The 22,903-nt window shown below is 71.1% G+C and carries 20 protein-coding genes; 8 read left to right on the top strand and 12 right to left on the bottom strand.

Features of this window, described 5'->3' with window-relative positions; all coding sequences use genetic code 11:
- Window positions 1–2 precede the first annotated feature (2 nt).
- The gene (locus tag SK854_RS07835; RefSeq protein ID WP_319974327.1) at window positions 3–1,031 is read left to right on the top strand and encodes an AraC family transcriptional regulator; all 1,029 of its coding nucleotides are present in this window, start codon (window positions 3–5) and stop codon (window positions 1,029–1,031) included.
- Here the strand turns inward: SK854_RS07835 and SK854_RS07830 are convergent.
- Window positions 1,028–1,966, bottom strand: coding sequence for an EamA family transporter (locus SK854_RS07830; RefSeq protein ID WP_319974326.1), 939 nt, complete (start codon window positions 1,964–1,966; stop codon window positions 1,028–1,030). The two genes, SK854_RS07835 and SK854_RS07830, sit on opposite strands and share 4 nt — an antisense overlap.
- 83 nt (window positions 1,967–2,049) lie before the next feature.
- Between SK854_RS07830 and SK854_RS07825 the strand changes: the two genes are divergently transcribed.
- Both SK854_RS07825 and SK854_RS07820 read left to right on the top strand, forming a co-directional pair.
- Complete coding sequence (locus tag SK854_RS07825; protein WP_319974325.1) at window positions 2,050–2,604, top strand: CGNR zinc finger domain-containing protein; 555 nt, start codon at window positions 2,050–2,052, stop codon at window positions 2,602–2,604.
- Window positions 2,604–3,173, top strand: coding sequence for a GNAT family N-acetyltransferase (locus SK854_RS07820; protein WP_319974324.1), 570 nt, complete (start codon window positions 2,604–2,606; stop codon window positions 3,171–3,173). The genes SK854_RS07825 and SK854_RS07820 overlap by 1 nt, the downstream gene beginning before the upstream one ends.
- Here the strand turns inward: SK854_RS07820 and SK854_RS07815 are convergent.
- Window positions 3,124–4,536 carry an aldehyde dehydrogenase family protein gene (locus SK854_RS07815; RefSeq protein WP_319974323.1) on the bottom strand — a complete coding sequence of 471 codons (1,413 nt, stop codon included), beginning with the start codon at window positions 4,534–4,536 and terminating at the stop codon, window positions 3,124–3,126. The two genes, SK854_RS07820 and SK854_RS07815, sit on opposite strands and share 50 nt — an antisense overlap.
- Window positions 4,537–4,599: 63 nt before the next feature.
- On the opposite strand from SK854_RS07815, the gene SK854_RS07810 reads away from it, so the two are divergent.
- On the top strand, window positions 4,600–5,190 hold the full coding sequence (locus SK854_RS07810; protein WP_319974322.1) for a TetR/AcrR family transcriptional regulator: 591 nt from the start codon (window positions 4,600–4,602) through the stop codon (window positions 5,188–5,190).
- Between the two features lie 2 nt (window positions 5,191–5,192).
- Here the strand turns inward: SK854_RS07810 and SK854_RS07805 are convergent, their stop codons facing one another.
- The 6 genes from SK854_RS07805 to SK854_RS07780 form a co-directional block, all read right to left on the bottom strand.
- The gene (locus SK854_RS07805) at window positions 5,193–6,407 is read right to left on the bottom strand and encodes a putative glycoside hydrolase (protein ID WP_319974321.1); all 1,215 of its coding nucleotides are present in this window, start codon (window positions 6,405–6,407) and stop codon (window positions 5,193–5,195) included.
- A 147-nt stretch (window positions 6,408–6,554) separates the two neighbouring features.
- Complete coding sequence (locus SK854_RS07800; protein WP_319974320.1) at window positions 6,555–7,265, bottom strand: type 1 glutamine amidotransferase domain-containing protein; 711 nt, start codon at window positions 7,263–7,265, stop codon at window positions 6,555–6,557.
- Window positions 7,266–7,321: 56 nt separating this feature from the next.
- Entirely contained in the window at window positions 7,322–8,272 is a 951-nt protein-coding gene (gene ppk2, locus SK854_RS07795; protein WP_406601740.1) for a polyphosphate kinase 2, read from the bottom strand.
- Window positions 8,273–8,318: 46 nt separating this feature from the next.
- Window positions 8,319–9,095 (bottom strand): polyprenyl diphosphate synthase, encoded by a 777-nt coding sequence (gene uppS, locus SK854_RS07790; protein WP_319974318.1) that lies wholly within the window; start codon window positions 9,093–9,095, stop codon window positions 8,319–8,321.
- Between the two features lie 5 nt (window positions 9,096–9,100).
- On the bottom strand, window positions 9,101–9,898 hold the full coding sequence (locus tag SK854_RS07785; RefSeq protein ID WP_319974317.1) for a lipoyl protein ligase domain-containing protein: 798 nt from the start codon (window positions 9,896–9,898) through the stop codon (window positions 9,101–9,103).
- A gap of 25 nt (window positions 9,899–9,923) precedes the next feature.
- Window positions 9,924–11,747, bottom strand: coding sequence for a sigma-70 family RNA polymerase sigma factor (locus SK854_RS07780; RefSeq protein WP_319974316.1), 1,824 nt, complete (start codon window positions 11,745–11,747; stop codon window positions 9,924–9,926).
- 235 nt (window positions 11,748–11,982) lie between these two features.
- Here SK854_RS07780 and SK854_RS07775 point away from each other — a divergent pair, with 235 nt between their 5' ends.
- Window positions 11,983–14,766 carry an AfsR/SARP family transcriptional regulator gene (locus SK854_RS07775; protein ID WP_319974315.1) on the top strand — a complete coding sequence of 928 codons (2,784 nt, stop codon included), beginning with the start codon at window positions 11,983–11,985 and terminating at the stop codon, window positions 14,764–14,766.
- Here SK854_RS07775 and SK854_RS07770 read toward each other — a convergent pair.
- The 3 genes from SK854_RS07770 to SK854_RS07760 all read right to left on the bottom strand — a co-directional run bounded on the left by SK854_RS07770 (window position 14,744) and on the right by SK854_RS07760 (window position 17,159).
- Window positions 14,744–15,154 carry a Calx-beta domain-containing protein gene (locus tag SK854_RS07770; RefSeq protein WP_319974314.1) on the bottom strand — a complete coding sequence of 137 codons (411 nt, stop codon included), beginning with the start codon at window positions 15,152–15,154 and terminating at the stop codon, window positions 14,744–14,746. The two genes, SK854_RS07775 and SK854_RS07770, sit on opposite strands and share 23 nt — an antisense overlap.
- 61 nt (window positions 15,155–15,215) lie before the next feature.
- Window positions 15,216–16,157, bottom strand: a complete 942-nt coding sequence (locus SK854_RS07765; RefSeq protein WP_319974313.1) for a hypothetical protein — start codon at window positions 16,155–16,157, stop codon at window positions 15,216–15,218.
- 84 nt (window positions 16,158–16,241) lie between these two features.
- Window positions 16,242–17,159 (bottom strand): DUF6891 domain-containing protein, encoded by a 918-nt coding sequence (locus SK854_RS07760; RefSeq protein ID WP_319974312.1) that lies wholly within the window; start codon window positions 17,157–17,159, stop codon window positions 16,242–16,244.
- A gap of 148 nt (window positions 17,160–17,307) precedes the next feature.
- On the opposite strand from SK854_RS07760, the gene SK854_RS07755 reads away from it, so the two are divergent.
- The 3 genes from SK854_RS07755 (at window position 17,308) to lnt (ending at window position 21,872) form a co-directional block, all read left to right on the top strand.
- Complete coding sequence (locus SK854_RS07755; RefSeq protein WP_319974311.1) at window positions 17,308–18,900, top strand: sigma-70 family RNA polymerase sigma factor; 1,593 nt, start codon at window positions 17,308–17,310, stop codon at window positions 18,898–18,900.
- Window positions 18,901–18,967: 67 nt separating this feature from the next.
- Window positions 18,968–20,416, top strand: a complete 1,449-nt coding sequence (mptB, locus tag SK854_RS07750; RefSeq protein ID WP_319974310.1) for a polyprenol phosphomannose-dependent alpha 1,6 mannosyltransferase MptB — start codon at window positions 18,968–18,970, stop codon at window positions 20,414–20,416.
- Complete coding sequence (gene lnt / locus SK854_RS07745; RefSeq protein WP_319974309.1) at window positions 20,403–21,872, top strand: apolipoprotein N-acyltransferase; 1,470 nt, start codon at window positions 20,403–20,405, stop codon at window positions 21,870–21,872. Before mptB ends, lnt begins: the two co-directional genes overlap by 14 nt.
- Here the strand turns inward: lnt and SK854_RS07740 are convergent.
- Entirely contained in the window at window positions 21,849–22,754 is a 906-nt protein-coding gene (locus SK854_RS07740; protein ID WP_319974308.1) for an ArsR/SmtB family transcription factor, read from the bottom strand. The genes lnt and SK854_RS07740 overlap by 24 nt on opposite strands.
- Between the last annotated feature and the right edge of the window lie 149 nt (window positions 22,755–22,903).

Genomic DNA, 22,903 nt, shown 5'->3' with positions numbered 1-22,903 from the left:
CCATGACGTCGTTGGCCGAGCCGGTCGTCCGGCACTGGGACTTCCCGCGCGGCATCGCGAGCGTCGCGCTCCTGGTGCGCTTCGGCGCCGAGCACGGAGTGCCGCTGGACAGCCTGCTGCGGGGCAGCGACATCGACCCCGCCCTGCTCGCCGACCCGGTCGCCGAGATCGACGCCCACCAGGAACTGACGGTCGTGCGCAACCTCGCCGCCCGGCTGCCGCACGCGGGAGTGGCCGTCGGACGGCGTTACCACGCCACGACGTTCGGAGTGCTGGGCTACGCGTTCCTCAGCGCGGCGACCTTGCAGGACGCGATCACGACCGCCCTGCGCTACCTCGACCTCAGCTTCGCGTTCACCGCTCCCTCCGCCGTGATCGACGGCGACCGGCTGGTGCTGGCGCTCGACGCCGGTGCGCTGCCGGGCGACGTGGCCTCGTTCCTCGCCGAACGGGACCTCGCCGCGATCCACACGGTCGTGGGGGAGCTGATGACCGGTGCCGTGCCGGTCCTGGCCGTCGACTTCACGCACGCACCACCCGAGGACCTGCGCGAGCACCAGGAGGTCTTCGGCGTCCGGCCGCGCTTCGGGGCGGACGCCGACCAGTCCGTTGTGGACGTCGCCGTGCTGGCCGAGGTGCTCCGGCTCGCGAGTCCCGAGACGACGGCGGCGTGCGAGGAGCAGTGCCGCGCCCTCGCCACCCGCCGCAGGGAGAGCCCGGGAGTCGCTCAGGAGGTGCGGCGCCTGCTCGAATCCTCGGTGAGGTTCCAGGAGACGATGCCCGTCGTGGCCCGCACGCTGGGCGTCAGTCCGCGCACCCTGCGCCGCCGGCTGGCGACGTCCGGTACGAGCTATCAGGCTCTGCTGGACGAAGTCCGGGCGAAGCGGGCCGTCCACCTTCTCTCGCGTGGCGAGATGTCGGTCGAGGCGGTCGCCGACCAGCTCGGATTCGCCGAGGCCGCGAGCTTCATCCACGCGTTCCGGCGCTGGTTCGGGGTGACCCCGAGCAGGTACGGCCGACCGCGTCACTAAACCAGCGCGGGCTCGGCCTTCGGCTCCACCTTCTGCCGTTCGGCCCGGACCGACGCGATGCCGCCGAGGATCAGCAGGCCACCCAGCAGTTGCAACGGCGCGAGCCCCTCGCCCAGCAGGAGCCAGGCGAACAGCGAGGCCGAGACGACCTCCAGCAGGGCGATGAACGACGCGAGCCGCGACCCGAGGATCCCCGAGGCGGTGATGCCGCTCGCGTAGGCCAGTGCCGTGCCGACGACCGCGACGACGAGCAGCGGAACCCACCAGGCCGTCGGGGTGCCGAACAGGGGCACGTCGCCGAACGTCGCGGTGAACGGCAGCAGGCCCGTCGCACCCACCAGCGCCAGGACGGGCGCGGCCAGCAGGAGTCCCGCCCCGGCCAGCGCCACCGGCGGCAGACCGTTGTTGGGGCGTGCGGCGACCACGAAGTAGACGGAACAGCCGAGGGCGGCACCGAACGCGGCCGCGAGGCCGATCGGGTCCACGGCCTGGATGGCGCCGGGTCCGATCACGAGCACGAGGCCGCCGACCGCGAGCACCGAGCCGATCAGCACGACGGGTGCGGGCGTGCGCCTGCTGACCGCCCAGGTGAAGCCGACCAGGATGAGCGGCGCGAGGAACTCGATGAGCAGCGCCGTCGCGACCGGGATCCGCTGGATGGCCGCGAAGTAGAGGACCTGGGTGATCGCCACGCCGACCAGGCCCATGCCCAGCACGGGCCACCGGGCCTGCCACAACAGTGCCCATCTGCCGCGCATCAGGACGATCACGAACGGCAGCAGCACCAGCCCGGCGGTGAGCGCGCGGGCCGTGACGGCGGCGGCGGGGGACCAGCCGGCCTCCAGCAGGGGTTTGACGAACGCGCCCGAGGTGCCGAACGAGATGAAAGAGACCGCGGCCGCGATCAGGCCGGTGGACTTCGACGGACTCACCACGGTTGCCTCCCGGCGCCGAACGATGTCATGACCTAACCTGACTGATACCCCTGACGGTAGGCCGGTCTCGGTAAGGAGTCAATTTGCGTTTTGCCCCTGACACGGAGGAGTCGCTGGCGTTCGTCGTAGCGCTGTGCAACACCGACCCCGCGGCGTCGAGGACCAGCGAGGACGAGCTCGGCACGGTCGCGCAACTCCAGAGCCTGCTGGGCCGGTTCCACTACTCGGGCCGCATCGACGGCGACGAGGCGGAGCTGAAGGACGTCCATCGGACCCGTGCGCTGCTCAGGCGCGTGTGGTCCCTTGATCGCGACGACGCCGTCGAAGCTGTCAACAAGATGCTGCGCGACGCCAAGGCGCTGCCCCACCTCGTGCGGCACGACGACCTCGACTGGCACATGCACGCCACCGAGCCCCACTCTCCGCTCGCCGAACGGATGCGGGTGGAGGCCGCGCTCGCTCTCATCGACGTGATCCGCATGAACGAGATGGACCGCCTGCGGGTCTGCGCGGCCGACGACTGCGAGGGCCTCCTGCTGGACCTGTCCCGCAACGGTCTCAAGCGGTTCTGCAGCGTGCGGTGCGGCAACCGGATGAACATGATCGCGTTCCGCGAGCGCAAAGCGGACGGTCGCTGATGCAGCCTCGCATCGAGGTCGGCGGTCTGACTTTGCGGCCGTGGCGGGAAAGCGACGCCGACGCCGTGCTGAAAGCCTTCAGCTGCCCCGAAATCCAACGGTGGCACGTGCGGCGCATGGACACGCGCGACGAAGCCCGTGCCTGGATCGCGGGCTGGCCGGCGCGCTGGGCCGACGAGACGGCCGCCAGCTGGGCGATCAGCCGCGACGACGAACCGATCGGTCAGGCCGGCCTGCGGCACCTCTCGCTGTTCGAGTCGTCGGCGGCGCTGTCCTACTGGGTGCTGCCGCAGGCCCGCGGCGCCGGAATCGCCGCCCGTGCCGCACACGCCCTGACCAAGTGGGCGTTCGAATCCCTTGGGCTGCACCGGGTTTCGCTGGAGCACTCGACGGCCAACGCGGCGTCGTGCCGGGTCGCCGCCAAGCTCGGGTTCGCGGTCGAGGGAACGCTGCGGGGATCCGGACGGCACGCGGACGGCTGGCACGACATGCACCTGCACGCCCGCCTGCGGACCGACGTCATCCGCGACGCATCAGCCGTTGGGCGAGACGCGGACCCAGGCCGCTGAACGGTGGCTGGGCCAGGCGGAGCGTGTCGAGCGCGAGCGGCTTGCGCAGCACGGGCTTGAGGTGCGAGAAGGCACGCCAGGAGTAGGGCCCGTGGTAGGCGCCCATTCCGCTGGCGCCGACCCCGCCGAACGGCAGGCCGGTCGCGGCCACGTGGATCAGGCCCGCGTCGTGGACCACCGCACCGGACGAGGTTCGTTGCTCGAACAGGCGGCGGGTGCGGGCCGACGAGCTGAACACGTACAGCGCCAGGGGCTTGTCCCAGCTGGTGACGATGTCGATCGCCCGCTCGGCCGACTCGACCGCGACGATCGGCAGGATCGGACCGAAGATCTCCTCCCGCAGCACCGGATGAGCCGCGTCCGGGCCGACGGCGCGGTCTCCGGTCACGACGACCGTGGGCGCGATGTACCGCTCGGAACGGTCGTGCTCGCCGCCGATCACGACGTCCGTGCCGTCCAGCAGGGACACGAGCCGGTCGAACTGCCGCTCGTTGACGATGCGGCCGTAGTCCCCGCTCGCTCGCGGGTCGGAACCCCACAGGTCCTCGATCGCCCTGCGGAACGCGTCGACGAGCGCGGGGATCCGGTCGGGCGTGGTCATCACGTAGTCGGGGGCGACGCACGTCTGGCCGGCGTTGGTGAACTTCGCCCACACCAGGCGCCGCGCGGCCTGGTCGAGGTGGGCGTCGTCGTCGAACCAGGCCGGCGACTTGCCGCCGAGCTCCAGGGTCACCGGGGTCAGGTGCTCGGCCGCGGCCCGCATCACGATCCGGCCCACCGCGCCGCTGCCGGTGAAGACGATGTGGTCGAACCGCTGGGCCAGGAGTTCGGTGGTCTCCTCGACGCCGCCCTCGACCACGCGCACGGCGCCGTCGGGGAAGTACGCGGGCACGAGCCTCGCGACCAGCGCGGACGTCTCCGGTGCCAGCTCGCTCGGCTTGAGAACGGCCGTGTTGCCCGCGGCCAGGATGCCGACGAGCGGGTCGAGCAGGAGCTGCACCGGGTAGTTCCACGGCGCGATCACCAGCACCACGCCGAGCGGTTCGGACACCAGCCGGGCCCGCGCCGGCCACAGCGCCATCGGCACCGGGCCACGGCGGGCACGGGTCCACTTCCGCAGGTGGCGCAGCGTGTGGCTGATCTCCGCCAGCACCACGCTGATCTCGGTCAGCTGCGCCTCGCCCGCGCCTTTGTGCAGGTCGCTCCACAGGGCGGCCTCGAACTCCCGCTGGTTCTCGGTGACCATCGCGCGCAACGCCCGGAGGGCGGCGGCGCGGGCGGCAGGGGAGCGGGTGGCGCCGGAGTCGAAGACCTTGCGCGCGTCGGACACGACCGCGGGGATGACACCTGTCGTCGTGGGCATGGGCCCACCCTACCGCAATACGAAACAGGTCCTTTTCGTTTCTCGACCGGTACAGTGGACGAGGTGACGACGAAGGCCGCGCAGGGGCGCCCGAAGGACCCGCGGGTGGACGCGGCCCTGATCACCGCGGCGATCGAGGTCCTGAACGAGTCGGGATGGGCCGCGTTCACCACCACGGAGGTCGCCCGGCGAGCCGGCGCCTCCACCGCGTCCCTCTACCGCCGCTGGCCGTCCAAGCAGGCACTCGCCGGAGCCGTGGCCCGGCACATCGCCCAGGCGGAACTGAGCGGAATCGACACCGGCACCCTCGAAGGCGACGTCCGGGAACTCCTCGCGCGCAAGCGCAGGATCCTCGAAGCGGCCACCGGCCCCGCGCTGCTGTCGCTGATGGGGCAGGCCGCGCACGACCCGGAACTGCGGCAGATCCTGCACGACGACGTCTACCTCGCGGTCCGCGACCAGCTCGGCGCCCTGATCACCCAGGCGGTCCGCCGCGGGGAACTGGCCGCCGCCGTCGACAGCGCGCAGATCGACGTCCTGACGCTGGTGCTGATCGGCACCGCCCTGGCCCGGTCGGTCTTCGTCCAGGCCGACGCCCCTCACGCCGCCGAAGCCGAGCTCCGCATGCTGCTCGCCGTGATCACGGGATCCTGACCTCAGCAGTTCGCCCGCAGCAGCACGCCGGTGGTGCCGGGCAGGCTGACGGAGGTCACGGGCTTGCCGTCGTGGTCCTGGTAGGTGCGGTTGAGCGAGACCGTGATCTGCGGGCTTTCGGTCGGGTTGGCGTTGACCAGCGCCATGCCGCAGGTGAAGTCCCTGCGGTAGACCTTGTCCGCGACCGTTCGATAGGCGCCGGCGGGGTGCCCGAGGTCCCAGTCGTACTCGGGGTGCCACGGCGTCGGGCCCGCGTAGCCGTCGGTCTTGGCGACCTCGGCGATCGCGGCGTGCCCGCTGGTGGTCATGAACAGGCTGGCCAGCGCGTACCGGAAGGCCTGCGTGTCGCCCGCGTCGAAGTGCGGCTGCACCCAGGTCATCTTGCCGCTCGTCGCGTTGGCGGCGATCTCGGCGACCTGCCTGCGCCAGCCCTCCGGGTAGTCCTCCAGCAGCCTGTCGCTGGAGAACGTCAGCCACCACTCGTCGAACCCGCCGTCGAGGTAGGCGCCGTAGGCCTCCCAGCCGCCCGCGTGCAGACGTGCGTTGGTCAGGTTTCCCACGGAGAGGAGTCCTGCGGCCGTGAATCCGCTCCGGACCTCGGCGAGCATGCCCTTGTAGGCCGCCTGGAACGACGCGTTGTCCGGATACTTCGCCGGGCACACGCCGGCGTGGTAGGCGTCGCACGTGTACAGAGCGTTGTCGAGGAACACGCCGTCGAATCCGGTGGATTTGGCGCTCGTCACGACGCTGGTGACCCAGGCTTTGCGGTAGCCGGGATTTCCGACGTCCATCTGCTCGTGGCCTTCGTAGCCGGAGTAGGAGAGTTCCTCTCCGTCGGGTCCTTTGAGGAACCAGTCCGGATTGGACTCGCGGACCGCGCAGTAGCCCAGTCCGGCAGGCAGGTGGGCGTCGTCCTCGCCGTTCTTGCACGCGTAGGAGCGCGTGGACGAGAGGTCTTTGTAGACGTACACCCTGACCTTGGGGTTCGCGGCCTTCAGCTTGCGCAGGAGGTCGCCCTCCCACGCGTTCAGCACGACGTGCGCGCGGCGCTTGGCCTCGGTGGCGATCGTGGCGTCGTCCACCGGCGTGCTGTTGAGGTGCAGCCAGAACGACTGGGTGCGTGCCACGGGTGCGACCTCGTCAGCGGGCGAGGTGAGACCCGCCAGCAGTGCCACTATCGGCAGAATTCCCCGTACCTTGCCTGCTTTCTCCAGCATCGTGCCTCCCCGCTCGGAAGATCTGCCGGTGAGGTACCCGTTCCGAGACGTGGAGGTGTCGCTGAAGCCGCGAAATCACCTGTTGTGATGCGGCGTCGTGAAAAAATCACACCCTGCGTACGACCGTCCAACCTGGACGGGTGACCGTCAGCCGAGCAGTTCGGCGAACGTCCTCGCGAACAGGTAGGCGTCGCCCGGCCAGCGCGCCGACACGTAGTCGCCGTCCCGCACCACGAACGCGGGCCCGTCGTCGGTGGCGGTGCCACGCCGGCTCAGCTCGACCGGCCCGCGCTCGAACACCGCGCCCGACGCCACGACCTCGTCCTGCACGTACGCGGGGTAGGTCCGGTAGTACCGCCCGCGCAGCCACGCCGTCGAGAAGTACGCCGCCCGTTCCATGTACTTCGGCAGGCACGTGGTGCGCCGCCCTTCCAGCACCCCGGCGCGGGCGAGCACCAGCACGCCGTGACAGATCGCGCCGACCGGCCGTCGCAACGCCCAGAACCGCGCGACGACCTGCTGGAGCTCCACCGAACCGAGGTACTGCCGCATGCCGGGCGCGTGCCCGCCGGGCAGCACCAGCCCGTCGAACTCCTCCGGCACCACCGACCCCCACGCCAGCGGCGCGCGGTAGGCGGGGGAGTCGAGCAGGTCGCGGTAGAACGCCTTCGGCTCGGCCTCGGCGCCGAGCCTGCCGAACACGACACCGGTCAGCAGCAACGGATCGGCCCGCGGCGCGGTGCCGCCGCGTTCGGTGGCGAAGACGACCTCGTGCCCGGCGTCGGTGAGCACCCGCCACGGCACCGCCACCTCGGTGACGTCGAAGTCCTGGTCGGGCAAGGGAATCAGCACGCGCATGGGCCGATCCTGCCACCCGCCTCACCCTGGCCCGCGCACGATCACGGATCTCGCCGTCAGGGATGAAGCCCTGGGCCGTGCTCCGTGCCGGGAGCGATCGGGGTGGGGCTGAGCGCGGTGTCGTCCTCGCCCTCCTCCAGCAACGTGGCGGCGGCACCGACGACGCGCACGTCCGGGGTGCCGATCACGCCGGCGTCCTTGTCGGCGTAGTCGAAGCGGGCGAGGACGCTGCGCATGGCCTCGATGCGGGCTCGCTTCTTGTCGTTGCTCTTGACCACCGTCCACGGTGCGACCTCGGTGTCCGTGGAGCGGAACATGGCGACCTTGGCCTCGGTGTAGTCGTCCCAGCGGTCCAGCGACCTGATGTCGTTCGGGCTGAGCTTCCACTGCCGCACCGGGTCGATCTGCCGGATGACGAACCGGGTCCGCTGTTCGCTGCGGGACACCGAGAACCACAGCTTCGCCAGCAGCACGCCGTCCTCGACGAGCATCCGCTCGAACTCCGGCGCCTGCTGCATGAACAGGTCGTACTCGGCTTTGGTGCAGTACCCCATGACGTGCTCGACGACGGCGCGGTTGTACCAGGACCGGTCGAACAGAACGATCTCTCCCGCGGTGGGCAGCTCACGGACGTAGCGCTGGAAGTACCACTCGCCGCGTTCCCGTTCGCCAGGCTTGTCGAGAGCGACCGTGCGCGCGCCGCGAGGGTCGAGGTGTTCGGTGAACCGCTTGATGGTGCCGCCCTTGCCGGCGGCGTCGCGGCCTTCGAAGAGGATGACGAGGCGCTGCCCGGTCTCGGCGACCCAGTGCTGGAGTTTCAGCAACTCGATCTGCAGCAGCCGCTTGAGCCGCTCGTACTCGGGACGGGGCATCCGTTCGGTGAACGGGTAGTTCTCCTGCCAGGTGAGCACCTCGCGGCCGTGCGCGTCCCGGAGAACGGGCTCGTCGTCGTCCGGGAAGTCGGCGGTGTAACCCTCGGCGAGCAGTTCTGCGGAATCAACAGTCACGAATTCGTACATACCCGACGTAACGGTGCCGAAACCAGGCCGTGTCCTAGGCGTTGCGGCGGCGATGCCGGGCGGCGTACGAGCGCAGGGCGCGCAGGAAGTCGAGGTGGCGGAAGCCGGGCCAGTGGACGTCGCAGAAGTACAGCTCCGCGTGGGCTGCCTGCCACAGCAGGAAACCGGACATGCGCACCTCGCCGCTGGTGCGGATCACCAGGTCGGGATCGGGCTGCCCGGCGGTGTCGAGATGCCGGGAGATGTCGTCCGCGGTCAGCGTGGACGCCAGCTCTTCGAGGCTCGTCCCGGCACCGGCCCGATCGTCGAGCAGCGAGCGCACCGCGTCGACCAGTTCGTTGCGGCCGTCGTAGCCCACCGCCATGGTCAGGTGGAACTCGGCGCCCCGGTCGCGGGTGTCCTCCACGGCGAGCTTGAGCGCGTTCCTGGTGGAGTCCGGGAGCAGGTCCAGGCGGCCGGCGACGTGCACCTGCCAGCGGTCCGACTCGACGGCCCTGCGGATCACGATTCGTTCGATGACGTCCAGGAGGAAGCGCGTTTCGGCGTCGTCGCGCTTGTGCAGGTTGTCGGCGGACGCGAGGTACACGGTCATGTGGCCGATGCCGATGTCCTCGCACCAGCCCATGACGTCCTGCACGTGTTCGGCGCCGTGCTGGTGGCCCAGGCTCACGTTGCCCAGGCCTGCCTGCCTGGCCCAGCGGCGGTTGCCGTCCATGATCATGGCGACGTGCCTCGGCAAGGGCGCGGTCCGCAGCTGCCTGCGGAGCCGGCGGGTGTAGAGCTCCTGCAGGGCGTCACGGATGATCTTCATGCGGATCAAGCTACCGGGTGCGCCCGCGTCCAGTCGTCGACGTGGAAAAGCGACGGGCCGCTCGGCGTGGCGGTCGACGCGTGCGCCGCGACCTCGGCGGGTAGCTGTCCGTCGGTCATGTCGAGCCTGTCGCGGTAGTCGGCCACGAACGCCGCGGCCACCTCGTCGGCGGTCAGCGCGGGGGCGTAGTCGGCCAGGCCCGCGATGGAGCTCTGCCGCAGGTCGTAGCCGAGCGCCTCCGACACGTCCGTGATCACCGCGCGCACCCGGTCCGAGACGACGACCTGCACGACCGTGCTGAACAGGGAACCGGTGGCGGTGACCCGTTGCGCCGACCCCACGACCTTCGTGTCGCCCCCGACGTTGATGCTGAACTCACCGGGGCAGTACTCGCCGTCCACCTCACCGATGCGCGCGTCGACGTCGCCGAGTGCGCGCAGCACCCGGACGTGGCTGTCCGCGTTCGCCGCGAAGGTCGAGCGACCGGCCTGGCGGATGTCCGTCGTGCTGTCGAGGTGGTCGATCACGACGGCGCCGCTGTCGTAGGCGACCATCCGCCCGCCCGGCGACCGGACCACCGGCTCGAATCCCGCCTCACGGGCCAGTTCGGTGGCCTTGGTGATGCCGGGCGAGCGGAGGTCGCGGCCGCTGAACGCGACGGTGGGGCTTTGCGGCACGTAGATGTGGACGAGCTGCGACCACGCCGCGCCGGGTGTGCGCAGCAGCAGTGCCGGGATCACCAGGTCGGCGACGGCGCCTCCGGTGCTCCCGGAGACCAGCAGACGGGGGTTCTGAGTCGGCACGCCGTGATTCTCGACCACGACCTGCTCAGCCCGCCTCGCGGTACGCCCTGCCTGCCTCGTTCGGGGTGCCGCCGGGGGCGTAGAGGCCGGTGCCGGGTTTCTCGGCGGGCAGCGCGAACCAGGCGTAGCGCTCGACGTACGGCAGGCCTTCCATCATCGCGCTCGACCCGCGGGCGAACGCCGCGAGCTGGGCCTGGGTGGGAAAACGCGCCGTGCCGCCAGAGAAGTCGATGAGCGCGTACTCGGTGAGCCACACGGGTTTGCCGTACCGCGCGTGCACCGCGTCGAGGTAGTTCTTCAGGTGACCGACAGCAGCGTCGCTGAAGTCGGAGCCGTACCAGTGCACCGCGATGAAGTCGACGCGCAGCCCGCGCTGGGCCGCGCCGGTCATGAACCGGTCGAGCCAGCCGCCCGCCTTGTCCCCGCTGTGCGCGACGGCGGGGCTGCCGAGCCGCAGACCGGTCGCCGCCAGCTTCGGCCACAGGTCGAGCGCCTGTTCCGGGGTCATGTTGGCCTGCTCGGGGAAGTCCGGCTCGTTGAACCCGAGCAGCACCTTGCCGTTCGCCTTGGCGCGGGCGAGGGTCGCGTCGTCGGTGAACTTCGTGCCCCAGATCATCGGCACGAACTCGACGTTCGGCGGCGTCGCGATGCCGTCGGTCTGCGCGGCCCAGTTGTAGTACCAGCCCGCGCGGACGTCCGTGAGCGCCTTGCCGACGCCGTCGAAGTTCCAGGTGCTGACGCCCTTCTTCACCGACGCCGTGATGGGAACGGCCGGCGGAGCGGGCTGGGTGACCGTCGTCGTCGAGGGCGGCGCCGAAGACGAGGTCGACGACGCGGGAGCGGTGGTGGGAGGCGGTGTGGAGGTGGTCTGGGTGATGGCCGGGATCGCCCGTGCGACCGGTTCCTCGCCTGACGGCAACACGGCGACCACGACGCCCGCGACCAGAACCGTGGCCGCCGCGGCCGCGATGGACTTCGCCAGCGTGCCCTTGAGGAACAGGCCGACCTTGCCGCCGGTGACCGGGCTCGCGCCGACCGGACTCGCGCTGACAGGGGAGACGACCAGCGTGGACGGGTCGAACACGAGCGCGGCGGGCAGTGGCACCAGCGGCAGCCGGGCGAGCAGCCCCTCGACCGACGCCAGGTCGTACCCGCACCGTTCACATCGGACGCACTCCCGGCTGTGCCGGGCGATCCGCTTGCGCCACAACGGACTGGGATCGCCGTCCCACTCGGCGACGACGTCGGCCAGCTCGGGACAGCGCGGCGTGCGCTCCAGCGTTCGCACGACGATGCGCGCGGCGTCGAGCTGGGCCTTGACCCGCTGCACCCGCACGGCGGTGTGCTGCGGGGTCAGTTCCAGCGCGTCGGCGACCTCCGTGCGGGTCAGCCGCCCGGCGGCCTCCAGCCACCACAGGGACAGCAGCTCGCGCTCGTCCTCGCTGAGCCACCGCGTGGCCGCGACGACCTCACGGCGCTGCCCGGACAGCTGCAGGCGCATGATCGTGAGGTCGACGAAGTCCGCGCCGGGATCCGCGACGTCCTGCGGCACCGGCCCGGTGACGGGCACGCGCTGACGTTCGCGGTGCCGCAGGCGGATCTGGTTCATCGCGATCACGACGAGCCACGACCGGAACCCGGCGGGATCACGCAGCCCGGGCAGCCCGTGCACCGCGCGCAGCATGGTCTCCTGGACCACGTCGTCGGTGTCCGCGTGACCGCCCAGCGCGTGCCCGACGATGTTGTAGACGAGGGGCAGGTACCCGCTCACCAGGTCGTCCAACGCGCGCTGGTCGCCGTCGCGCGCGGCCACCACCGTCGCGACGCCGGGTTCCTCCGGTGCTGCCATGCCCACCTCACTTGCCGGTCCAGGGTCCTCTGACCAGGAGATGTCCCCGGCGCCCGGCGATAACAGAAACTTCCAGGGCTTTCTAGCCGACGGCGATGGCACCGGCCAGTGCCGGGTCGGTGACGCGACCCTGTTCCGCCCGCCGGACGGTGGTCGTGCGGCGGTGGCGAATTGCCGGTTCCGTCCCACGATCAGCGCTGCCACCAGGCAATTGAGCGGGCTAACGTAACGCGATGTGCGGCGAACAGGTGGCGAGGTAAGGATCCTTGGGCCGGTCGAGGTGTGCGGCCCGCACGGCCGCGCGGTGCTGACCGGTGCCCGGCAGCGCAGCATCGTCGCGGTGCTCGCCCTGCGCGCGGGCACGCCGGTCGCGGTCGACCGTCTCGTGGACGTGCTGTGGGGAGACGATCCGCCGCGCACGGCCGTGAGGTCGTTGCACAGCCACGTGGCGCGCGTGCGGCAGGCGCTCGCCGACTGCGGGATGCCCGGCGCGCTGATGACCAAGCCGGGCGGCTACCAGCTCGACGCGTCCGTCGACGCGGCGGCGTTCGACCGGACCAGGGACCTGAGCCTGTGGCGGGGTGAGCCGCTGGCGGGCACCGAGCTGTTCGGGTGGGGCCGCGCGGAGATCGATCGGTTGCGGGATCAGCGGATCGCCGCGCTGGAGGCGTACTGGGGTGATCGGCTCGACCGGCCGAACGCGATCGAGGAGCTGGAACGGCTGGTGGTCGGCCATCCGACCAGGGAACGGCTCGTCGGCCTGCTGATGCGCGCGTTGCACCGCGACGGCAGGCACGCCGACGCGCTGGAGGTGTTCCGAAGACTCAGACATCGGCTCGCCGACGAGCTGGGCGTCGACCCCGGGCCTGACCTCCTCGCGCTGCACACCGCGATCCTGCGCCGCGATCCCGTGCTGCACGGCGCGAAACCCGCCCAGCTGCCGGCCCGCGCCGGCCACTTCACCGGTCGCGCGGCCGAGTTCGCCGCCCTCGCGGGCCTGCCACCGATCGTCGTGGTCTCCGGTGTCGCCGGGGTCGGCAAGACCACGTTCGCCGTCGAGTGGGCGCGGCGCGTCGCCGACCGCTTCCCGGACGGCCAGGTGTTCCTGGACCTGCAACGACTCACGCCCGCCCAGGCGCTGACCGAGATGCTGCACAGCCTCGGCGTTCCCGCGGACCGCGTGCCCGCCGATCCGGCCGCGCTCTACCGGACCCTGTTGCACGGCAAGCGGGTGCTCATCCTGCTCGACGACGTCCGCCGCGCGCGGGACGTGCTGCCGCTCGTGCCCGGCGACCAGGGCAACCTGCTGCTGATCACGAGCCGCGACACCCTCTCGGCGCTCGGCACGCGCCACGCCGTGCACACCGTGAGCCTCGACCTGCTCAGCGAACCGGAAGCACGCGACCTGCTGGCCGACATCCTCGGAGAACCCAGGGTGTGCGCGGAGTCCGACGCGACCGCGGACCTGGTCGTCCATTGTGGACGGCTGCCGCTGGCGTTGCGCATCGCGGCCGCGCGGCTCGCGATCCGGCCCGGCAGGCGGATCGCCGACCTCGTGCGCGAGCTGACCCGCAACGACCCGCTGGACGTGCTGGCGGTCGACGGCGACGACCGCACGGTCCGCACCGTGTTCGCCAGCGCGCACCGCACGCTCAGCCCGCAGGCGGCCCGGCTGTTCCGCGTGCTCGGCGAACATCCCGGCGCGAGCTTCCCCGCCGACCTCGCCGACGCGATGGGGCCGGGTCTCGACGAACTGGTCGCGTCGCACCTCGTCATCGAGATGGGCAACGGCCGGTACGCGCTGCACGACCTGATCCGGCTGTTCGCCCGGCAGAGCGGCGACCTCGGCGACGGGGTGGAGCGCCTGCTCGACCGCTACCTCACCATCGCCCACGCGGCGGGGGAGGTGCTCAACCCGCGCCACGACCTCGTGACGCGGCCGCACTGCGACGATCTCCCGTTCGCCGCCGACCGCGTCGAGGTGCTCGCCTACCTCGACGCCGAACGCGACAACGTGCTGCACGTGATCCGGATGGCGGTACGGTCCGGCCTGCATCGCGAGACGTGGCAGCTGGCGTACCTGCTGACGAGCTACTTCGAGGCACGCGGCAACTGGGCGGCGCGCGTCGAGCAGTGCGAGCACGCCGTGAAGGCCGCCCGCGCGCTCGGCGACCAGCGCGCCGAGGCCGAGATGCTGCGGGGACAGGGCATCGCGCTGCAGATGACCTCCCGCATCGCCGAAGCCATGGTGGTGCAACGGCAGGCGCTCGTCCTGGTGCGCGAAGCGGGTGACCTGCGTGGCGAGGCGCGGCTGCACAACAACATCGGCAACGCGCACTCCGAACTGCGTCAGTTCGACCTGGCACTGGAGTCCTACCGCGCGGCGATGGAGGTGCACGGCGCGGCGGGGGACGAGGTGGGCGTGGCGCTGGCCCGCCGCAACCTCGGCTACACCTACGTCCGGATGGGCAAGCCGGACCTGGCGGCCTCACCGTTGTTCGCGGCGCTGGAAACCTTCCGCGCCAAGGAGAATCCACGGCTGGAGGCGGCGACGCTGATGTCGCTGGGCAACGCCTTCCACCAACTCGCCGACTTCGAACCGGCGCTGCGCTTCTTCGGCGACGTGCTGCGGATCAGCCGCGAGATCACCGACCACCGCTTCGAAGCCGACGCGCTGACCGGCCTCGGCGTGACCCACCTCGCGCTCGGAGATCCCGCCGTGGCAAGGGAATGCCTCACCGGCGCACTCGTGGTGTGCCGTGCGCTCGGCGACGGGCACCGCGAGGCGTCGACGTTGCGCGAGCTGGCCGAGGCCGACCTCGCGCTCGGTGACCTCACCGCCGCCCGTGACCACCTCTCGGCCGCGCTGACGGCCAGGACCCAGGCGCAGGACGAGTTCGAACTGGCCCAGGTCCACCGCACGTTCGCCGGCCTGGAGGGCCGGTGCGGGCGGTGGACCGAGGCCGCACGGCACTGGGCTCAGGCCGTCACGCTGTTCACTGCCTGCCGGCGATCGTGAACACGGCGACGCGCTTGCCGATCTGGCCCGGCTTCACCGACGTGATCTCCAGCGTGAACTTCTTCTGCTGCCCGGTCACGCGCAGCACCTTGTACGGCACACCGGCCTGGCTCTCGCCCGCCTTGATCGTGACCGTTCCGCGGGGCGCGGCCCGGTAGTCCTCACCCAGCTTCGCGGTGCCGTCGACGAACCTGTACGTCACTTCGACGTTCTGCTTCGCCTTGCCGTCGCGCAGCTTCAGGACCGCCGTGTACTCGTCCGCCGACTCGTGCACGGGGCCGTCTATCGCGTCCACGACGTCCGGGCAGTCCGGCGGCTCGCAGCCCGCTGCTCCGTGTGCGGGCACGATCCCCAGCAGAAGCAGCAACAACACCATGATGGTCTTCATTGACAACCCTTTCGGTGGGTCCGTCTCCGAACAACGGAGACGGACCCACCGGGGTTGATACTCAGTCCTTCTCGTTGATCAGGTATTGCGCTCCGCCGAGATCCGTGCCCTGGACGTCGACCTGGCGCACGTGCAGCTCGGCCGGTCCGGCCTCCTTGTCGGTCGCGAACGTCAGCGCCGTCTCGATCCGCTCGTCGCCCTTGAGCACCAGCCCGTCGATGCTCGCCTTGGCGTCGACGAGCTGGAACTGCGTCTCGCCGACCTGTTTCACGCCGGTGGCCCTCCCGCCGGCGGCCTTCCACCGTGCCGTGAGCTCCTGGCCGAGGTCGATCGTCGCGGTGCCGGCGAACGGCCGGGGCTGCTCGATGATGAGGTTCTGCCTGGCGTCGCCGCGCTCGGGGTTGCCGATCGTGTACGGCACGCGGACGGGTTCGAACGGGCGGACTCGCACGGAGTCGACGTTGCGCCACGCGATGTTGTTGTTCCGCTGCGCGTTGAGCTGGGTGTTGGCGCCCTCGGCGAACGTCATCGGGTCCGCGTTCGACACCCAGCGGGCGAGCAGGCAGAAGTGCGCGGGGCCGGGCACGTTCCAGCCAGGCCAGGTGATCATGACGGTGGTGCCGCCGACCGGCACGGACGAGCCCGCGGTGCCGATGTAGGTCCAGCCGCCCGGCCAGGCCGTGCCGCCACCGAGGTTGCTGCGGTACAGGTGGAGGTTGCCGTCCACGAAGCCGATGCCGCCCGGCTTGCGTCTCAACGTGACGAACACGTAGTTGTTCACGCCCACGACCGGGTTCTGCGACACCGCGCACAGCACCGGCGTCGAGCACACCTTGATGTCGGGGCTGTAGTAGATGCTGCCGGCGCTGGGCTCGTTGCCGACATCGCTGACGTTGTCGCGCACGAAGACGTCACGTTGGAACGGCGTGGCGCTCGCGGCCGGTGCGATCAGTGCCGCGGCCGCCAGCAAGCCCGCCAGCACCGTTGCCAGTTTGGCTTTCACCATGTCCTCCATCGGTTGTGGTCTGACGATGAAGGAGTACCGCCGTGCTGTTGTGGCGAGGTTGTCGTGCTGTTGTCCGGGGATTCAGCCGACCAGGCGACGGCGCCAGTCCAGCGGCGTGACCGTGATCGACCGGCCGGGATCGCGGTCCCACCGGGTGCTCAGACCGGCTGCTTCGAGGGCGGCCACGACCTCGTCGCCGATGGCCGTGGTCGTCTCGGAGGAGCCGTCGAAACCGCCGTAGAGGAGCGTCAGTCCGTGACCTGCCGCGGCGGACTCGGTGCACTGCGAGTGGAAGTAGACGAACCCGCGGGCGCCCGGCCCGGCCTCGCCACCGATCTCCGCCTGGCCACAGCTGCGGCAGCAGGTGAAGTTCTCGCGGGCGGTGATGCCGTTGTGCCGCAGGGAGGTGAACGCGCGGGTGAGTCGTTCGGGGTCGGTCTCGCCCTGCCAGGACCGCTGTTCCGCGACCCGTTCCAGCCACAACCGGTCGGCCAGCGCCTGCGCCTGTTCGCGCGACACGGGCCGGCGGTCCTCGGTGACCAGGTAGTCCTCCGCGAGCTCGGCCAGCTGGGCACGGGAGCAATAGCCGCCTGCCAGCGCTTCGCGGACGCGGGTCTCCAGCTCCTCGCGCTCCTTGTCGCCGAGGTCGAGCGGCGGCACCTCACGGGCGGGCGGCAGGCCCAGCGGTGACCAGACCAGACCGTTGTCCCACCCGGCTTCCCGGCGGGCCCAGCCGGTGAGCGCCGCGATCACGGCCCCGGGCTGCTCGGCCGTCGTCTCGAAGTGCCGGTCGGCGCTGCCGTCGCGGTGCTCCACCGAGTAGTCGCCGCCGGCCGCGTGCCAGACCTGGGCGAAGACGTCGGGCAGGTCGGGCACCCGCTGGATCACCAGGAACCGGTCGCCATCGCCGCCGATGCGCTCGACCAGCCCGGCCAGTTCCTCGGCGGACACGCGGACGTGCCGTTCCCCGGTCTCCGTCCGCACCACGATCTCCAGCATGCGCAGACTCTAAAACGGGCCTCACGAGCCGACGCCGTCGCTCAGCCGGTGCGTGACCTGGGTCACTTATGGACCCGGTTTCTGTGACCTGAGGTGAGACTCGCCGGTCTCCCATGGCGTACAGGATCAGTCGGCGAAGGGTGCGGAAGTGACGGGTCGGGAGTGGCTGGGGCAGGTGGACGCGGAGCAGGTGGAGGCCGCGCGGGCCGGTGATCGGGCGGCGCTCGACGCCGTGGTCGCGGGTTGCCTGCCGCTGGTCTACAACGTGGCCGGTCGGGCGCTGCACGCCGACGCCGAGGTGGACGACGTGGTCCAGGAGACGATGGTCCGCGTGATCCGCGGCATCGACGCGCTGCGGGAGCCAGAGCGGTTCCGGTCCTGGCTGGTGGCCGTCACGATCAACCAGGTCCGCGAGCACTACCGGCGCCGCGACCTGGCCCCTGCCCCGCTGGAGGAGTACGACCGGGCCGATCCGGGGGCCGAGTTCGTCGAGGTGGCGTTGTCGCGGCTGCACTTCGCCCAGCAGCGCAGGGAGGTCGACGAGGCCGCGCGGTGGCTCGACCCGGCTGATCGCGAACTGCTGGCGCTGTGGACGCTCGAACGCGTTGGGCAGCTGACCAGGGCCGAGGTGACCGACGCGCTCGACCTCGGCGCGCACGCCGTCACGGTGCGGGTCAGCAGGTTGAAGGGCCGCCTGGAGACGATCCGGCACCTGGTGCGCGCGTTGTCGATGGAACCGCGCTGCGCCGGGCTCGACCGGGCCGCGCAGGGGTGGAACGGCGAGCCGAACCCGTTGTGGCGCAAGCGGCTCCTGCGACACGTCGACGAGTGCGGCCGATGCCGGCGCGGCGTGGACGACGCGATGCCGGTCGAGCGCATCCTGACCGGTGCCGCGCTGCTCGTGGTCCCGGCCACCTACCTGCCGCGGCTGCTGGAGAGCCTGCGGGACGTCACACCGGAGGCCGTCGCGTACGCGTCCGGCCTCGGGCCCGATCCCACCCACGCCGCCCACCTCGCAGAACCCACGGGCGTCTTCGGCAAGCTCGCGGGCATCGCCGGCGGCAAGCCCGTCCTCGTGGTGGCCGGTGCGGCAGCGGTGTGCGCGCTCGTCGGCGTGGTCGGCACCGTGGTGCTGCTGCCCTCTGACCCGCCCGCCGCCGTGGCCGGGCCGAACACCACCCAGGGGCTCGCTCTCACCACGTCCTCGTCACAGGCGGTGGAAACGACGTCGAGCGCGCCGTCGTCCAGTGCCACCACGACGACGACCACCACCACGACCACGACGACCGCGCCGCCCGAGCCCGTGCGCGCCGCCACCCCGGAGGAGCGCGTCCTGGCGTTGATCAACGAGACTAGGGCGAACGCCGGCCTGCCCCCGCTGGCGGTCGACCCGGCGCTGGTCACCGCGGCCGACCGCCACACCAGGGCGATGATGAGCAACGGCTGCGGTCTGTCGCACCAGTGCCCCGGCGAGAGCGGCCTCGGCGAACGCAGCACCGCGGCGGGCGTGAAGTGGAGCTCCGTCGCGGAGAACGTCGGCATGGGCGGCCCGGTCAAGGACAACGTGGACGCGATCTCCAAGATGGCGCTCGGCCTCACCCAGGGCATGATCGACGAGAAGCCGCCGAACGACGGCCACCGCAAGAACATCCTGAGCAAGTCGTCCACCCGCATCGGCATCGTGGTGATCCGCGACGCCAAGGGAACCGTGTGGATGACGCACGACTTCGCCGGAAGTTGAGTCGCAACGCACAATTAAAAAAGATCATCCTGAAGTCGTACGTGGGAACGCGACCACGGTCGGACGCGTGACGATCCGTCCGGACAGCACTGTCTCTTCCGTGCAGACCGTCACCTACCGCTGGCCGACCGCGGTCACCACCGACACCCCGGAACTGTTGCGCTGGACGGGTTTCGGCGGCGCGCTCCTGCTCACCGCGGGTGCGTGGGCCGCGAGCGCCAGAGCAGGGGGATTGGCGCTCGGGGTCGCGATCGCGGGCGCCGGGCTGGTCGTGCTGGCGTGGACGCTGCTCGGCCGCACCAGGCCGGACGCCCCGTGGCTGCGCCGGACGCTGGCGTGGTGGTGCGGGCCGCTGCTGGTGGCCCCGCCGCTGTTCAGCGGGGACGTCTTCAGCTACCTGGCCCAGGGCGAGGTGGCGGCGAACGGACTCGACCCGAACGTCGTCAGCCCTGCGGTCGGGGCGAGCGCGGAGGCGGTGGCCCGCGTCGGCGTCTACTGGCGCGAGACGCCGTCGCCGTACGGGCCGCTGTTCACCACGGTCGAACGCTCGATCACCCAGGTCACCGGTGGGGATCCGGTGGCGGGCATCGTGGCGTACCGGCTGGTCGCGGTACTGGGCCTGCTGCTCGTCGTGTGGGCGGTGCCGAGGCTCGCGGCCATGACGGGCGTGCCGGAGCGCGCGGCGTTGTGGCTGGGCGTGATGAACCCGTTGGTGCTGTGGCATCTCATCGGCGGCGTCCACAACGACGCGTTGATGCTCGGTCTCATGCTGTCGGGCACTGTCATCGCGTTGCACGCACTGCCTGAACTGAAGTGGTGGCCGTTCACGGCCGGTGTCGTGCTCATCGGGCTGGGTGCTCAGGTCAAGCTGCCGGCGCTGGTCGCGCTCGCGGTGGTCGGTACCGCGCTGGCCCGCAGGCTGGGCGGCGGCTGGGCGCGGTTCGTCGCCGCGGGACTCGCGATGGTCGTGGCCGCCGTGGTGGTGTCGGTCGTGACGTCGCTGGCGGGCATGTCCGGTTTCGGCTGGGTGCAGGCACTCGGCACGCCGTCGAAGGTCAACAGCTGGATGGCGCCGACCAACTGGCCCGGCTATCTGGCGGGTGCGGTGTTCGGGCCGGAAAGCGGTCAGGCGATGATTTCCTCGGCACGGATCGCGGGGCTCGTGCTGATCCTGTGCGGGGTTGCGGTGGTGATCGACCGGCAGCTGCGCGGCAGGGTTTCCGAGGTGACGGCGCTGGGGATGATGATGAGCCTGATCGTGGTGCTGGGGCCGGTGATCCAGCCGTGGTACCTGCTGTGGGCGGTGCTGCCGCTGGCCGCGTGCCTGCCGGTGGGGAAGTGGCGGACCAGGGTCGCCGTGCTCGCCGGGGTCTTCGCGCTGCTGGTGCCGCCGCTCGCGGGCAACTTCGCGGGCCGCATGCCCGAGCTGATCGGCGCCTACGTCCTCGGGATCGCCCTGGTCGGTGGCGCGTACCTCGTCCTGCGCCGGGCGAGGGTGTCCGTTGCGCAAGCCTGATCTCGCCCGCTACGGCGCTGCCGCGCTGGCCGGCGGCGCGCTGGCCCTGAGCTTCCCGCCGCGCACGCTCTGGTGGCTCGCCGTGCCCGCGTTCGTGGTGCTGTGGCTGGCTTTGAAGGGTGCGAGCGCGCGTCGTAGCGCGGGCCTCGGGTTCGTGTTCGGGCTGACGTTCTTCCTTCCACACCTGTGGTGGATCCAGCACTTCCTCGGCGACGACTTCGGACCGTGGCCGTGGCTGGTGCTCAGTGCGTTGATGGCGTTGTTCGTCTGTGTCGTCTGCGCGCTGTTCCCGCTCGTCTCCCGGCTGCCCGCGGCGCCGGTGTGGGCGGCGTTGCTGTTCGTGCTGCAGGAGACCGCGCGCGGGCTGATCCCGTTCAACGGCTTCCCGTGGGGCCGCGTCGCGTTCGGCCAGGTCGACGGCCCGTTCGCGCGGCTCGCCGTGATCGGTGGCGCGCCGCTCGTGACGTTCGCGGTGGTCTTCACGGGGTTCGGCCTGGCCGCCTGGTTCCCCCGGTGGACCCGTGCCTGGGCGTTGGTGCCGATCGTGGCCGCGCTCGCCGTCAGCCCGTTGATCTCGATCGAGGCCCAGACCGGGCAGCGGACCGTCGGTGTCGTGCAGGGCAACGCCCCCGACGTCGGACTCGGTCTGCTCACCGAGGGCGCCACCCTGCGCGCCAACCACCTGCGCAAGACCGCCGAACTGGCCGCGCTGGTCCGCGGCGGCGCGCTGCCGAAGCCGGACCTCGTGGTGTGGCCGGAGAGCGCGACCAGGACCGGCGACCGCGACCAGGTGCTCGACAGCGCCATCGCCGACCTCGGCGTGCCGACGTTGGTGAGTGCGTTGCGCGACGGGCAGAACTCGGTCATCGCGTGGGACCCGGAGACCGGGGCGGGCGAGTCGTACGCGAAGCAGGAGCTCGTCCCGTTCGCCGAGCACATCCCGCTGCGCCCGCTCGCCCGGATCTTCACGCCGTTCGCGGACCAGCCGGATCTCGACGCGGGCACCGAACCCGGCGTGCTCGACATCGCGGGCACGCGCGTGGGTGTCGGCATCTGCTACGAGGTCGCCTACGACTACGTGCTGCGCGAGAGTGCGGCCGATGGCGCGCAACTGCTTGTGGTGCCGACGAACAACGCCTGGTACGGCCGCGGCGAGATGACCTACCAGCAACTCGGGATGGCCCGGTTGAGGGCCGTCGAACACGGCCGCGCGGTCGTCGTCGCGGCGATCAGCGGCGTGAGCGCGGTGGTGCGCCCGGACGGCAGCGTGGTGCAGTCGACCGGGATGTTCACCGACGACCTGATGGTGGACACCGTGCCGTTGCGCACGGACCTGACGTTCGCGACGAGGTTCGGCGGCGCGATCCACGTCCTGCTCACGGGCGCGGCGCTGGCCGCGTGCGTGATCGGGCTGTGGAGGCGCCGCCGCGCCTCAGTTCTTGCCGAGCAGGGCTGACCCCAGCAGCGTTCGCTGGTGCAGCACGGACAACCCCTGTCGCTCCGTCGTCAGCAACCCCGCCTCCCGCAGCACGCTCGTGTGCCGGCTGACCGAGGACGGGGACGCCCCGAGGCGTTCCGCCAGTTCGGTCGTCGTCGCCCCGGCACCGACCGCCGCCAGCACGGCGGACCGGGTGTTGCCGAGCAACGCCGCGAGCGCGCCCTGCTCACGCCGGCCGCTGTCGAGTTGCCGCTGCCAGGTCCAGTCGTGGTGCAACGGGTACACCACGGTCGGCGGGAGCTCTGGATCAGCGAACGCGACAGGCGTGCGGCGGCAGAAGTACGACGGCACCAGCCGCAGCCCACGCCCGTTGAGGTGCAGGTCCCGGTCGTGCGCGTACTGGACCTCCAGCACCGGCGGCCGCCAGTTCATCAACGGCCACATGCCCCGCAGCAGTCCCTCGATGGACCCCGCGACGCCGTTGCGGTGCAGACGATCGGTCTCGACGGCCTCCTCGATCAGATCGGTGTACGGCGCGATGACCGCGCAGTGATAGCGGGCCAACGCCTCGGTGAGCTCCAGAAGGGACTCGCCGTCACCCGCCGCCAGCGGACGTGTCCATTCCGGTGTGGGACGCACATCCTCCAGCCGCCCGAACTCCTCTCGCAACCGGTGCCGCGGCGTGGACCGGATCGCGGCGAGCGCGCTCCCCAGGCCCTGCGCGCCCTCCGGCGGCGTGAGGAAATCGGGGAAGTACGGCCCCAGCGGGGCGAGCACGGACAGCGTTCGGACGCCGGACGTGATCACCTGCCGGTCGCCGTTGCGGCGGATGTGACGCAGCCACGGCTGCAACAACAACCCGCTGTCCAGTTCGGTCAGCCGAAGCCAGCTGAACACCATTTCCCAGAGTGGATCCACCCTTTCCGCTACCTGCGTACGCTCCAGATCGCCAGGCGAAAAATGGATGCGCAACACAGCAACCTCCCCAGGCCAGGTCACCGCGCACAACAATACCCGGCGTGTCACTCCGCCGAATTCAGCAACGAAAA

It is taken from the genome of Lentzea sokolovensis, from assembly GCF_033949975.1.
In the GTDB taxonomy this organism is placed as follows: Bacteria; Actinomycetota; Actinomycetes; order Mycobacteriales; family Pseudonocardiaceae; genus Lentzea; species Lentzea sokolovensis.
The sequence above is the reverse complement of the archived record's forward strand: the minus strand, read 5'-3'. Positions and strand labels throughout refer to the sequence as shown.